Origin of the sequence: Nocardiopsis sp. YSL2 (genome assembly GCF_030555055.1) — a bacterium.
Lineage (GTDB): Bacteria > Actinomycetota > Actinomycetes > Streptosporangiales > Streptosporangiaceae > Nocardiopsis.
The window spans coordinates 4,005,515-4,019,287 of record NZ_JAMOAO010000001.1 but is presented as its reverse complement, the minus strand read 5'-3'; the positions used below and the strand labels follow the sequence as shown (position 1 = coordinate 4,019,287).

Sequence of the window (13,773 nt, the reverse complement as noted above, 5' to 3'; positions counted from 1 at the left end):
TTCGGGGGCACGGCGCGAGTCGCCGTCGCCCGCGATCACGTGTGCGGTGACGAGCATCTCGGCACGAGGTCCTCGTCACCGCGTACGGATCCGCGTGCAGATCCGCTCGGAGTCAGGCGGCCCGCCGCAGGACACGCATGGACCCCTCCACACGCACCTCCGTGAACAGCCCCGACTCCAGCGCGCGGCAGTAGATGTTGTACGGCGGCCGGCCGCCGTCCTCGGGGTTCGGGAAGACGTCGTGGATGACCAGGGCGCCCCCCGGGGCCACGTGGGGGCTCCAGCCCGCGTAGTCGGCCTGAGCGGCCTCCTCGCTGTGCCCGCCGTCGATGAACAGCATGCCGATCGGAGTGCCCCAGACACTCGCCACGTCCGACGACCGCCCCACCACCGCGATCACCTCGTCGTCCAGGCCCGCGCCGGTGATGGTGCGCCGGAAGTGCGGCAGCGTGTCGAACTTGCCGGTCTCCTCGTCGACGAGCGAGGTGTCGTGGTACTCCCAGCCCTCCTGGTGCTCCTCCGATCCCCGGTGGTGGTCCACCGTGAGGACCTTGCCACCCGTCGCACGCGCGGCGGCGCCCAGGAAGATGGTGGACTTCCCGCAATACGTCCCGATCTCCACGATCGGCCCCAGATGGGCGTATTCGCACGCGGTCTCGTAGAGAACCGTGCCTTCATCGGTGGGCATGAAGCCCTTCGCCGCTTCCGCGGCGGCGAGAAGGTTCACCGGAATCGTTGTCGTCATGCCCGAATTCTCCCACCGAACAGAATTCGGTGGTCGGTCACCCCCGCGATCGGTACACGGAGTTGTCGGTAGGCCGGTGGCCCGCCCCCGACCACACCCACCCCGCAACCACCCGGCGTCCAGCACCAACCCCCGACCCACCCCCGACCACCCCCGGCCGTTCACAAACGCACAAACCCAGACACAAAAAAGGGGAGGAACCGTCAAAAGACGACCCCTCCCCCAAGAAAAACCGTGGCAGCAACCTACTCTCCCACCCCACCACAGGGCAGTACCATCAGCGCAAGGAGACTTAACGACCGGGTTCGGAATGAGACCGGGTGTGACCCTCCCACCATAACCACCACGGAAACCAACACCCATCCACGACCACGACCCACACCCCACCAACCGGCAAGGGGATCACAGCCACAACGGGAAAACCGTAGATCATGTGAAAAATATGCGCGAGCACCCAATTATCTGCAGCGGACAAGCCCTCGGCCTATTAGTACCGGTCAGCTCCACCCCTCACAGGGCTTCCACACCCGGCCTATCAACCCCGTCGTCTACAGGGAGCCTTACCCTCTCAAAGGAGGCAGGAGACCTCATCTCGAAGCAAGCTTCCCGCTTAGATGCTTTCAGCGGTTATCCCTCCCGAACGTAGCCAACCAGCCATGCCCTTGGCAGGACAACTGGCACACCAGAGGTTCGTCCGTCCCGGTCCTCTCGTACTAGGGACAGCCCTTCTCAAGTCTCCAACGCGCACAGCGGATAGGGACCGAACTGTCTCACGACGTTCTAAACCCAGCTCGCGTGCCGCTTTAATGGGCGAACAGCCCAACCCTTGGGACCAACTCCAGCCCCAGGATGCGACGAGCCGACATCGAGGTGCCAAACCATCCCGTCGATATGGACTCTTGGGGAAGATCAGCCTGTTATCCCCGGGGTACCTTTTAGCCGTTGAGCGACACCGCTTCCACACGCCGGTGCCGGATCACTAGTCCCAGCTTTCGCTCCTGCTCGACACGTCCGTCTCACAGTCAAGCTCCCTTGTGCACTTACACTCAACACCTGATTACCAACCAGGCTGAGGGAACCTTTGGGCGCCTCCGTTACTCTTTGGGAGGCAACCGCCCCAGTTAAACTACCCACCAGACACTGTCCCCGAACCGGATCACGGTCCAAAGTTAGATGCCCGAAACAGTCAGAGTGGTATTTCACCAACGCCTCCACCGCCACTAGCGTGACAGTCTCACAGGCTCCCACCTATCCTACACAAACCATCCCAAACACCAATGTCAAGCTATAGTGAAGGTCCCGGGGTCTTTCCGTCCTGCTGCGCGAAACGAGCATCTTTACTCGTAGTGCAATTTCACCGGGCCCATGGTTGAGACAGTGGGGAAGTCGTTACGCCATTCGTGCAGGTCGGAACTTACCCGACAAGGAATTTCGCTACCTTAGGATGGTTATAGTTACCACCGCCGTTTACTGGCGCTTAGATTCCTAGCTTCGCGGGCCGAAACCCACTAACCAGTCCTCTTAACGTTCCAGCACCGGGCAGGCGTCAGTCCGTATACAGCGTCTTACGACTTCGCACGGACCTGTGTTTTTAATAAACAGTCGCTTCCCCCCGCTATCTGCGACCCCACCCAGCTCAAGACGCAAAGGTCCATCACCAGACAGGGCTCCCCTTCTCCCAAAGTTACGGGGACAATTTGCCGAGTTCCTTAACCATGGTTCACCCGAACGCCTCGGTATTCTCTACCTGACCACCTGCGTCGGTTTAGGGTACTGGCCACACACGAACTCGCTAGAGGCTTTTCTCGACAGCATGGGATCACTCACTTCACCAAAAACGGCTCGGCATCACGTCTCAGCCACACGGTGTGCGGATTTGCCAACACACCGGCCTACACGCTTACCCCCGGACAACCACCGCCGGGTAGAGCTACCCTCCTGCGTCACCCCATCACTTACCTACTACAACATCGGTTCCCAGACCGATCCAGAGGCCGTCCCCGAAGGGACCGCCAAGGACCAGCGTGGTTAGCATCCGTCGCCTCGATACTGGACGCTCGTGCACGGGTACGGGAATATCAACCCGTTATCCATCGACTACGCCTGTCGGCCTCGCCTTAGGTCCAGACTCACCCTGGGCGGATTAACCTGCCCCAGGAACCCTTAGTCAATCGGCGGCAACGTTTCTCACGTTGCTTTCGCTACTCATGCCTGCATTCTCACTCGCACACCCTCCACCACACGATCACTCGGCAGCTTCTCCGGATGCACGACGCTCCCCTACCAACCCAGGTAAACCTGGGCTTCACAGCTTCGGCGGTGTACTTAAGCCCCGCTACATTATCGGCGCAGAACCACTTGACCAGTGAGCTATTACGCACTCTTTAAAGGATGGCTGCTTCTAAGCCAACCTCCTGGTTGTCTCAGCAACTCCACAACCTTTCCCACTTAGCACACGCTTAGGGGCCTTAGCTGATGATCTGGGCTGTTTCCCTCTCGACTACGAAGCTTATCCCCCGCAGTCTCACTGCCACGCTTCACTTAACCGGCATTCGGAGTTTGTCTGACGTCAGTAACCTTGTCGGGCCCATCAGCCAAACAGTAGCTCTACCTCCAGCAAGAAACACGTGACGCTGCACCTAAATGCATTTCGGGGAGAACCAGCTATCACGGAGTTTGATTGGCCTTTCACCCCTACCCACACCTCATCCCCCAGGTTTTCAACCCTGGTGGGTTCGGGCCTCCACGAGGTCTTACCCCCGCTTCACCCTGGACATGGGTAGATCACTCCGCTTCGGGTCCACAGCATGCGACTCAAATCGCCCTATTCAGACTCGGTTTCCCTACGGCTACCCCACCCGGGTTAACCTCGCCACACACCATGACTCGCAGGCTCATTCTTCAAAAGGCACGCCATCACCAAAGACAAGCTTCAGCTCTGACGGCTTGACAGCACACGGTTTCAGGTACTATTTCACGACCCCTCACCGGGGCACTTTTCACCTTTCCCTCACGGTACTAGTGCACTATCGGTCATCAGGACGTATTTTGGCTTAGCAGGTGGTCCTGCCAGATTCACACGGAATTTCACGGGCTCCGCGCTACTCGGGAACACACCAACACCTAGCCGGAAACTTCGTCTACGGGACTCTCACCCACTACGGTACCGCTTCCCAACGGATTCAACTATCTCCGGCATCAGCGCTCCGGGCCGGCAGGCCCGAACAGATGCGCCCCACAACCCCGCACACGCAACGACTGCCGTCTATCACACGCATGCGGTTTAGCCTCTTCCCCGTTCGCTCACCACTACTAGGGGAATCACTGTTGTTTACTCTTCCTACGGGTACTGAGATGTTTCACTTCCCCGCGTCACCACCAACCACCCTATACATTCAGGTGGCGGCAACCCGACACAACTCGGGCTAGGTTTCCCCATTCGGACACCCACGGATCAAAGCTCGGTTGACAGCTCCCCGTGGCCTATCGCGGCCTCCCACGTCCTTCATCGGCGCCTGATGCCAAGGCATCCACCGTGTGCCACTATCACTTGGCCACTACAGATAATAAGATGCTCGCGCACACTATTCACAAATCAAAACACCAACCGCAGGCCCTCATACCACTCCAACACAACACGGAGAGTTCTTCGGGGCGGTCCGCGGGAGACAACTCGACCGCCCAACCCTGAGGGTCAAGGCGGTCAGAGGTTGCTTCCTCAGACACCCAACAGCGCGCCCCCCAGCGCTTCTAGTCGCTGGAGGTGAAGTTCGTTTTCTTCAAGCCACTCCCGACCACCCATCCGCTAGGGGATGGTGCCGGGTCCACTTTCGAGTCCGACCAACCATAGGAAAGAGTTGGTCTGAATAAGACTCCTTAGAAAGGAGGTGATCCAGCCGCACCTTCCGGTACGGCTACCTTGTTACGACTTCGTCCCAATCGCCAGCCCCACCTTCACTCATTCCCTCCCCGAAGGGTTAGGCCACAAGTTTCGGGTGTTGCCGACTTTCATGACGTGACGGGCGGTGTGTACAAGGCCCGGGAACGTATTCACCGCGGCGTTGCTGATCCGCGATTACTAGCGACTCCACCTTCATGGGGTCGAGTTGCAGACCCCAATCCGAACTGAGACCGGCTTTTAGGGATTCGCTCCACCTTACGGTATCGCACGCCCATTGTACCGGCCATTGTAGCATGTTTGCAGCCCAAGACATAAGGGGCATGATGACTTGACGTCGTCCCCACCTTCCTCCGAGTTGACCCCGGCAGTCTCCCATGAGTCCCCACCATTACGTGCTGGCAACATGGAATAAGGGTTGCGCTCGTTGCGGGACTTAACCCAACATCTCACGACACGAGCTGACGACAGCCATGCACCACCTGTCACCCACCAACTAAATGACCCCACATCTCTGCAGGTCCACGGGTGATGTCAAACCTTGGTAAGGTTCTTCGCGTTGCGTCGAATTAAGCAACATGCTCCGCCGCTTGTGCGGGCCCCCGTCAATTCCTTTGAGTTTTAGCCTTGCGGCCGTACTCCCCAGGCGGGGCGCTTAATGCGTTAGCTACGGCGCGGAAACCGTGGAAAGTCCCCACACCTAGCGCCCAACGTTTACGGCATGGACTACCAGGGTATCTAATCCTGTTCGCTCCCCATGCTTTCGCTCCTCAGCGTCAGGTAAGGCCCAGAGACCCGCCTTCGCCACCGGTGTTCCTCCTGATATCTGCGCATTTCACCGCTACACCAGGAATTCCAGTCTCCCCTACCTACCTCTAGCATGCCCGTATCCACTGCAGAACCGGAGTTAAGCCCCGGTCTTTCACAGCAGACGCGACACGCCGCCTACGAGCTCTTTACGCCCAATAATTCCGGACAACGCTCGGACCCTACGTATTACCGCGGCTGCTGGCACGTAGTTAGCCGGTCCTTATTCCCCACCTACCGTCAACCCCCAGAGAACTGGGAGCCTGCGTTGGTGGTAAAAGAGGTTTACAACCCGAAGGCCGTCATCCCCCACGCGGCGTCGCTGCGTCAGGCTTTCGCCCATTGCGCAATATTCCCCACTGCTGCCTCCCGCAGGAGTCTGGGCCGTGTCTCAGTCCCAGTGTGGCCGGTCGCCCTCTCAGGCCGGCTACCCGTAATCGCCTTGGTAGGCCTTTACCCCACCAACTAGCTGATAGGCCGCGAGCCCATCCCCAACCGAGAAAACTTTCCACCGGCCGCCATGAGGTGGCCGGTCGTATCCGGTATTAGACGGCGTTTCCACCGCTTATCCCGGAGTCGGGGGCAGGTTGCTCACGTGTTACTCACCCGTTCGCCGCTCGTGTACCCCGAAGGGCCTTACCGCTCGACTTGCATGTGTTAAGCACGCCGCCAGCGTTCGTCCTGAGCCAGGATCAAACTCTCCATAAAGGTCATACAACCCTGTCCCGGCCACCGCGAACGGGGCCTGGGCGGGTAAACCTAGAAGTAATCCTGACCGACCATCTTCCGATGGTCAATCAAAGGAACCCTTCACACCGAAGTGTGACGGGGCCAAAACAAACATGGCTTAAAGAAAATCAAACACGCGCTGTTGAGTTCTCAAGAAACAACCGCTCATCCCGTACAAGCTCCGAACCGTTTGACCGGCCGGTGTGCTCTTCCGTGGAAGGCTGTCTGCGTTTCCGCTTCGTTGTGTCTTTACTTTATCAGGTGTTCCGTGTTCCGCCAACTCGGCGGTTTCGGAGCAATTGATCGGGGTAAAGCCCGTTCTGCTTCGTTGGCCCGGCGAATTCGCCGGGCTTGTGAAGCAACTCCCCGAGCCTACCGGAACCGAATCAGTGCTCGGACCAGTAAGGCCGTGAGTGGAGATGGTGTCGCTTGTTACCGAAGAGGTCCGGTCCGGTTCTGAGCCTCACCCTGAGGGCAGCTCGCCGTCCCGTTGCGACTCGGTGAAGTCTAGACAAGAGACCCGGCGGCGTCAAATCCGTCCGTACGGCGAGGAGACCCCGTCGCGGGGACGTTCCGCGTTGGCTGTCCTCTGAGGGGCAGGTCCGCGGAGTGACGCCTCCGGGCTACTCGATCCCCTGCCGGGGACCGGGTGTCTAGTGTCTAGCGAGATGTGCTTGTCAGACATGGGTGGTCCTCCCCCGGGTGTCCGGGGCCCAAACACATCAGGCCGGATTTTCTGCCGAGGTCCCTCCACCGGCCCGGGCGCCACCCACCATCCCTCAGCCGGCGCCGTCTCCCCGGTCACACGTGCTCCCGGGACTCCGTGTCCGCACGAGTCCCGGGAGCACCCGGTGTCACGTCGAGCCGGCTCCGACCGTCAGATCATCTCCGCGAGGTCGTCGGCGAGCTTGCGGAAGGCGATGCCCCGGTGGCTGATCGCGTTCTTCTCCTCCGGGGAGAGCTCGGCGCTGGTGCAGGACTTTCCCTCGGGGACGAACACCGGGTCGTAGCCGAACCCGTTCCGGCCCCGCCGCTCGGTGATGATCCGTCCTCGCAGCACGCCCTCGGCGACCGCCTCGGTCCCGTCCGGCATCACCAGGACCGCCGCGCACACGAACTCCGCGCCGCGGCGCTCGGCCGGTGTGTCGGCCAGTTGGTCCAGTACCAGGTCGAGGTTGGCGCGGTCCTGGTCCTGACCGCCGAACCGCCCCGCCCAGCGCGCGGACAGGACACCGGGCATCCCCCGGAGCTCGTCCACGCTCAGACCGGAGTCGTCGGCCACGGCGGGCAGGTTCGTGTGGGCGGCGATCGCGCGCGCCTTGAGGAGCGCGTTGCCGATGAAGGTCGGTTCGGTCTCGGGAACCTCCGGCGCGTCCGGGAAGGCGTCGAGCCCCAGCACCTCGGCGGTCACCCCCGCCTCCGCGAGGATGGCCCGCATCTCCGGGACCTTCTTGGCGTTACGGGTCGCCAGGACGATCTTCACCCTTCCCCCTTCACGTGGAACAACGCCGATCCTGGGGCCGACGCTGTTCGTCGCGGTCACTCCGACAGAGCCTTCTTCTGGATGGCGGTCAGTTCCTCGCAGCCGCCGGCCGCCAGATCGAGCAGCTGGTTGAGCAGTTCGCGGTCGAACGGCTCGCCCTCGGCGGTGCCCTGCACCTCCACGAACCGGCCGTCGCCGGTCAGCACGACGTTCATGTCCGTCTGGGCGACCGAGTCCTCCAGGTAGTTCAGGTCCAGGCGCGGCTGACCCTGGACCACACCGACACTGATCGCCGACAGCGATCCGGTGAGCGGGTTGTTCTTGAGCTTGCGGCGCTTGCGCAGCCACTTCATCGCGTCCGCCATGGCGACGTAGGCGCCGGTGATGGCGGCGGTACGGGTACCGCCGTCGGCCTGGAGCACGTCGCAGTCCAGCGTGATGGTGTGCTCGCCCATCGCCTTGAAGTCGACGACCGCCCGCAGGGAGCGGCCGATGAGGCGGGAGATCTCGTGGGTGCGTCCGCCGATCTTGCCGCGCACCGACTCGCGGGCGCCGCGGGTGTCGGTGGCGCGGGGCAGCATCGCGTACTCGGCGGTGACCCACCCCTCACCGGTGCCCCGGCGCCAGCGGGGCACACCGTCCTCGACGGTGGCGGCGCACAGCACGCGGGTGTCCCCGAACTCGATGAGCACGGAGCCTTCCGCCTGGCGGAGCCAGTTGCGGGTGATGGTCACGGGGCGGAGTTGGGTCGGAACACGTCCGTCAGGTCGGGCCATGTCATCGAGCGTATATCCGCGGGCGTCCGCCCGGTGCGCGAGCCGGGAACTCGCCGCGCGCGACCCGGTCCCACCGGAGACCGGCCGGGGTCCCGCGCGGTCAGGCTCCGACGAGGTGCACCTGGCCGCTGCGGGCCAGGTCGATGGGGCCGCCATAGGTCGAGCGGGCCTCAGTGAGCGTGACCTCGTCGTCGTTCCACGGCACCAGGTGGGTGAGCAGCAGTCTGCGGGCGCGTGCGCGGCGCGCGTGGTCGCCCGCCTCGCTCCCGGTCAGGTGCATGTCCTTGGGGTGTTCCACGTGGTCGTGGAAGGCGGCCTCGCACAGGAACAGGTCGGTGTCGGTGGCCAGGTCCACCAGTGAGTCGCAGGCCCCGGTGTCCCCGGAGTAGGTGAGGCTCGACCCCTCGTGCTCCAGGCGGATGCCGAAGGCGTCCACCGGGTGGTTGACGGTGTCGACACGGGCGGTGAAGGGGCCCAGCTCGAAGGTGCCCGGGGTGAGCTCGTGGAAGTCGAAGACCTCGGTCATGCCGGGATCCGGGTCGAGCCCGTAGGCCTCGGCCACCCGCTGCGCGACACCCTTGGGGCCGTACACGGGGATGCGCGGTTTGGGTCCGCCCGGCGGGAACATCCGGGCCACCCAGTACGAGCACAGGTCGAAGCAGTGGTCGGCGTGCAGGTGGCTCAGGTAGACGGCGTCGACCGAGTAGATGTCGACGTGTCGCTGCAGCGTGCCGAGGGATCCGTTGCCCATGTCGAGCAGAAGCCGGAACCCTCCGGCCTCGACCAGATAGCAGGAGGCCGGGCTGTCCGGCCCCGGGAAGCTCCCGGAGGACCCGATAATCGTGAGTCGCACGTCGTCGTCGCCTTCTCGATGGGCCGCGCGGCGTCCGTGGCACTCGTCGTCGGACGTGTCCGGGGAGTGCGGATGGCGGCTGGTTCTGCGGATGTCCCGTTGTTACGGGTGTACCCCAATGACCGGCCGGGTGGTACAAAATGTGGCCCGCATCTCAGGCGACGAGGATCACGTGTGAAATTTTCACACACATTGACCATGTGTGTCCGGTTCGTTGGATCCGCGTTTCAGGTGGGTCACCTCCCCGCGCACGACCCCGCGACCGCGGTTCCGCGCCCCCGCGTCCGCCCTCTCGGACCCCCGGCGACCGGAGGCCGGCACCCCGCGGGGTGCCGGCCTCACGCCGGTCGTCCGGAACGGTGGCGCCCGGACCGGTCGCCGTTCTTCGTGCCTCAGGCCCAGAGCTGTCCGTCGAGGCGTTCCTCCGCCTCTTCGAGGGTGCCCTCGTAGGCGCCGGTGGACAGGTACTTCCACCCGGCGTCGGCGATGATGAACGCGATGTCGGCGCGCTCCCCCGCCCGCTCCGCCTTGCGGGCCATGCCCAGGGCGGCGTGCAGGGCGCCGCCGGTGGACACTCCCGCGAAGATGCCCTCCTGGTCCAGGAGTTCCCGGGTCCGTCGGAGGGCGGCGTCGGAGGGCACGGAGAACCGCGTGGTCAGGATCGACTCGTCGTACAGCTCCGGGACGAAGCCCTCGTCCAGGTTGCGCAGGCCGTACACCAGTTCCCCGTACCGGGGTTCGGCGGCCACGACCTGCACGTCCGGCTTGTGCTCGCGCAGGTACCGGCCGACACCCATCAGGGTGCCGGTCGTTCCCAGCCCGGCGACGAAGTGCGTCATCTCCGGCAGGTCGGCGAGCAGCTCGGGACCGGTGGTCTCGTAGTGGGCGAGGGCGTTGGCCGGGTTGCCGTACTGGTAGAGCATCACCCAGTCGGGGTTCTCCCGGGCCATCTCCTTGGCGACGCGGACGGCCTCGTTGGACCCGCCCGCGGCGTCGGAGAAGTGCACCTGCGCGCCCCACATCGCCAGGAGCTGCTTGCGCTCCGCCGAGGTGTTCTCCGGCATCACGCAGACCATCCGATAGCCGCGCAGCTTGGCGACCATGGCCAGGGAGATGCCGGTGTTGCCCGACGTCGGCTCCAGGATGGTGCAGCCCGGGGAGAGCAGTCCGTCCTTCTCGGCCTGCTCGATCATGTAGAACGCGGCGCGGTCCTTGATCGAGCCGGTGGGGTTGCGGTCCTCCAGCTTCGCCCAGACCCGTACGTCCGGAGAGGGCGAGAGCCGCGGCAGCCCGACGAGGGGCGTGCCGCCGAGGGAGTCCAACAGGGAGTCGTAGCGCATGCCAGTCCTAGGTCTGTGGATGCTGCCCGTCGGGAGCTATCGGCTTCCGCCGGCCACGGCCGGCAGGACGGTGACGTTGTCGCCGTCGTTGAGCTTGGCTTCCAGACCACCGACGAAGCGCACGTCCTCGTCGTTGAGGTAGACGTTGATGAAGCGGCGCAGCTTGCCGTCGTCCACGATGCGCTCGCCGATGCCCGGGTACTTGCTGTCCAGGTCGCTGAACAGCTCACCGAGCGTGGTGCCGGCGCCCTCGACGACCTTGGCGTCGCCGGTCAGGTTGCGCAGGATGGTGGGGATGCGGACCTCGATGGCCATGAAGGTGTCTCCGTAAAAGTTCGTTGTCGTGCGTACAGTCCCAACAGGGGGTGCGCCGGGCCCATTCCGTACCGGCGTTCCTGGGGGCGCGGAGGCTGCTACTGGTCGGGGCCGCCCGCGGACCCGGTGATCTCCACCGGTTCCTCGGTGACCTCGCCGTCGATGATCCGGTAGGAGCGGAACTCGACCGTGTCGGGGTCGCGCGTGGACACGAGCACGTAGTGGGCCTGGGGCCACTGGGCGTAGGTGATGTCGGTGCGCGAAGGGTAGGCCTCGGTCATGGTGTGGGAGTGGTAGATCACCACGAAGTCCTCGTCGCGGTCCCACAGTTGGTCGTAGACCTGCTTGTACTCGGTGGAGTCGAACTCGTAGAACGTGGGCGAGCGCGCCGCGTTCATCATCTCGACATACCGCTCGGGTCGGTCGGAGCCCTCCGGTCCGGCCACGATCCCGCACGCCTCGTCCGGGTGGTCGCGGCGGGCGTGGGCGACGATCTTGTCGTAGATCGAGCGATCAATGCTGAGCATGCCACCAGGGTACCCAAGACAAGATCCCTACCAACCAAATGGGTATTGTTGGTTCGCGCCTCGTCCGGGGATTCATGGGGCGGATCCGCCGCGGCGTGGTGTTCGCCACTCCCGTGCTCGCGCGGCGCCGCACTAGGCTCGTCGGCATGAGCGAGGACAGCAGCAGCGCGCTGCTCACCGACCACTACGAACTCACCATGCTCCAGGGCGCCCTGCACAGCGGCGCCGCGGATCGCCGGTCCGTTTTCGAGATGTTCGCCCGACGGCTCCCGGAGGGGCGCCGGTACGGCGTCGTGGCCGGGACCGGGCGGTTCCTGGACCTGCTGGAGCGCTTCCGCTTCGGTACCGCCGAACTGGACTTCCTCTCCGACCACGGTGTCGTGGACGAACCGACCCTGGAGTGGCTGTCAGAGTACCGGTTCAACGGGAACGTGTGGGGCTACGGCGAGGGCGAGACCTACTTCCCCGGCTCTCCGATCCTGGTGGTGGAGGGCTCCTTCGCCGAGGCCGTGATCCTGGAGACGCTCGCCCTGTCGGTGTACAACCACGACAGCGCGATCGCCTCGGCCGCCTCGCGCATGGTGGTGGCCGCGGGCGACCGGCCGCTGATCGAGATGGGCTCGCGCCGCACGCACGAGCAGGCGGCCGTGGCGTCCGCGCGGGCCGCCTACATCGCCGGGTTCGCGACCTCCTCCAACCTGGCGGCCGGGCGCGCCTACGGCGTGCCCACGGGCGGAACGGCCGCACACGCCTTCACCCTGCTGCACGACAGCGAGAGGCACGCCTTCCGGACGCAGGTGGAGTCCATGGGCGCGGGAACGACCCTGCTCGTCGACACCTTCGACGTCGAGCGCGCTGTGCGCACCGCCGTGGAGACGGCCGGCCCCGACCTGGGCGCGGTCCGGCTCGACTCCGGTGACCTGGCCGCGACCGCCGGGCGGGTCCGCAAGGAGCTGGACGACCTGGGTGCGGTCAACACCCGGATCCTGGTGACCGGCGACCTGGACGAGCACTCGGTGCAGGCGCTGGCCGTGGCTCCGGTGAACGGCTACGGCGTGGGGACCTCGCTCGTGACCGGCTCGGGCGCGCCGACCGTCTCCCTGGTGTACAAACTCGTGGCGCGGGCCCGGTCCCTGGACCCGCGGGCGGTGCTGGAGCCGGTGGCCAAGCGCTCGGTCGGCAAGCCCAGCCGGGGCGGCCGCAAGTGGGGGGCGCGCCGGCTCGACGACAAGGGCACGGCCGTGTGCGAGGAGGTCTTCCCCCACCATCCGCCCGTGGAGACGGGCCTGCGTCCGATGCTGCGGCCCTTGGTGGCCGACGGGGAGGTCGTGGGCCGGGAGTCCACGGCGGACGCCCGGGAGCGGCACCGGGCGGCCCTGGCGGAGCTGCCCGAGGAGGCGCTGCGGATGTCGCGCGGCGACGTCGCGCTGCCGACCGTCTTCCACTGAGGCCGGAACGCCGCCCCCGGTTCCCGCGCCGGCTCCACGCCGTCCCGGGCCCCGGCGATCGCGGCCGCGACGAACCCGGCGGTGTGTCCGGCTGCCCTGACCATCACATCGAACGACAGCTGTGTTCGCCGCGCGCAGGGGGCAGACTGGTCAGTGAAGGGAAGTGATGCGCAGATGCGAGCACTCATCGTGGTGGACGTACAGAACGACTTCTGTGAGGGCGGGAGCCTGGCCGTGGCCGGCGGCGCCGCCACCGCCGCCGCCGTGACCGACCACGCGCGGGACAACGCCCACGACTACGGGGTGGTGGTGGCCACCCGCGACCATCACATCGACCCGGGTCCGCACTTCTCCTCCGAGCCGGACTACGTCAAGAGCTGGCCCGTGCACTGCGTGGCGGGCACGGTGGGCGCCGAGTTCCATCCGGGCTTCGACGCCTCGCTCACCGACGCGGTGTTCAGCAAGGGACACTACTCGGACGGCTACAGCGGCTTCGAGGGCACGGCCGAGGACGGCACCGCCCTGGCGGACTGGCTGCGCGAGCGCGACGTGGACGCGGTGGACGTGGTGGGCATCGCCACCGACCACTGCGTGCGCGCCACGGCCCTGGACGCGTCCGCCGAGGGGTTCGAAACGCGCGTGCTGCTCGGGCTCACCGCGGGCGTGGGGGCCGCCACCGTGGAGTCGGCGCTGGAGCAGCTCCGCGGCGCCGGTGTGGAACTGCGGGGCGAGCCGGTGGTGGCCTGAGCGCCGTCGACCGATCAGAGCGGCGCCCTGGTCCGGAGAGGAGGAGTCCTCCTCTCGCCGGACCAGGGCCCACCGGGGCCGTCCGGCCCCACAGGACCGATCCCC

Annotated in this window: 9 protein-coding genes and 3 rRNA genes; 2 read left to right on the top strand and 10 right to left on the bottom strand. The window is 65.0% G+C overall.

Translation table 11 applies throughout. The features are described from left to right. Nucleotides 1-112: 112 nt before the first annotated feature. The 10 genes from M1P99_RS17845 to M1P99_RS17800 form a co-directional block, all read right to left on the bottom strand. A complete protein-coding gene (locus M1P99_RS17845; RefSeq protein WP_304453735.1) occupies nt 113-745 on the bottom strand; it encodes a class I SAM-dependent methyltransferase in 633 nt (210 codons plus the stop codon). Between the two features lie 232 nt (nt 746-977). After that, nucleotides 978-1,093: ribosomal RNA gene (rrf, locus tag M1P99_RS17840) — 5S ribosomal RNA — on the bottom strand. Between the two features lie 118 nt (nt 1,094-1,211). After that, nucleotides 1,212-4,302 (bottom strand): 23S ribosomal RNA (locus M1P99_RS17835). 323 nt (nt 4,303-4,625) lie between these two features. Beyond that, nucleotides 4,626-6,158, bottom strand: a 16S ribosomal RNA gene (locus tag M1P99_RS17830). Together the 16S, 23S and 5S rRNA genes form the textbook arrangement of a ribosomal RNA operon. Nucleotides 6,159-7,056: 898 nt before the next feature. After that, complete coding sequence (gene rdgB / locus M1P99_RS17825; RefSeq protein WP_304453734.1) at nt 7,057-7,662, bottom strand: RdgB/HAM1 family non-canonical purine NTP pyrophosphatase; 606 nt, start codon at nt 7,660-7,662, stop codon at nt 7,057-7,059. 56 nt (nt 7,663-7,718) lie between these two features. Next, nucleotides 7,719-8,438, bottom strand: a complete 720-nt coding sequence (gene rph, locus M1P99_RS17820) for a ribonuclease PH (RefSeq protein WP_304453733.1) — start codon at nt 8,436-8,438, stop codon at nt 7,719-7,721. Nucleotides 8,439-8,538: 100 nt separating this feature from the next. Next, the gene (locus tag M1P99_RS17815) at nt 8,539-9,291 is read right to left on the bottom strand and encodes an MBL fold metallo-hydrolase (protein ID WP_304453732.1); all 753 of its coding nucleotides are present in this window, start codon (nt 9,289-9,291) and stop codon (nt 8,539-8,541) included. A gap of 392 nt (nt 9,292-9,683) precedes the next feature. Beyond that, on the bottom strand, nt 9,684-10,631 hold the full coding sequence (locus M1P99_RS17810; RefSeq protein ID WP_304453731.1) for a PLP-dependent cysteine synthase family protein: 948 nt from the start codon (nt 10,629-10,631) through the stop codon (nt 9,684-9,686). 36 nt (nt 10,632-10,667) lie between these two features. Further along, nucleotides 10,668-10,946 carry a MoaD family protein gene (locus M1P99_RS17805; RefSeq protein WP_304453730.1) on the bottom strand — a complete coding sequence of 93 codons (279 nt, stop codon included), beginning with the start codon at nt 10,944-10,946 and terminating at the stop codon, nt 10,668-10,670. 98 nt (nt 10,947-11,044) lie between these two features. Beyond that, the gene (locus tag M1P99_RS17800) at nt 11,045-11,473 is read right to left on the bottom strand and encodes a M67 family metallopeptidase (protein ID WP_304453729.1); all 429 of its coding nucleotides are present in this window, start codon (nt 11,471-11,473) and stop codon (nt 11,045-11,047) included. A 146-nt stretch (nt 11,474-11,619) separates the two neighbouring features. On the opposite strand from M1P99_RS17800, the gene M1P99_RS17795 reads away from it, so the two are divergent. Both M1P99_RS17795 and M1P99_RS17790 read left to right on the top strand, forming a co-directional pair. After that, on the top strand, nt 11,620-12,921 hold the full coding sequence (locus M1P99_RS17795) for a nicotinate phosphoribosyltransferase (protein ID WP_304453728.1): 1,302 nt from the start codon (nt 11,620-11,622) through the stop codon (nt 12,919-12,921). A gap of 174 nt (nt 12,922-13,095) precedes the next feature. After that, nucleotides 13,096-13,668, top strand: a complete 573-nt coding sequence (locus M1P99_RS17790) for an isochorismatase family protein (protein WP_304453727.1) — start codon at nt 13,096-13,098, stop codon at nt 13,666-13,668. The last annotated feature ends 105 nt before the right edge of the window (nt 13,669-13,773 follow it).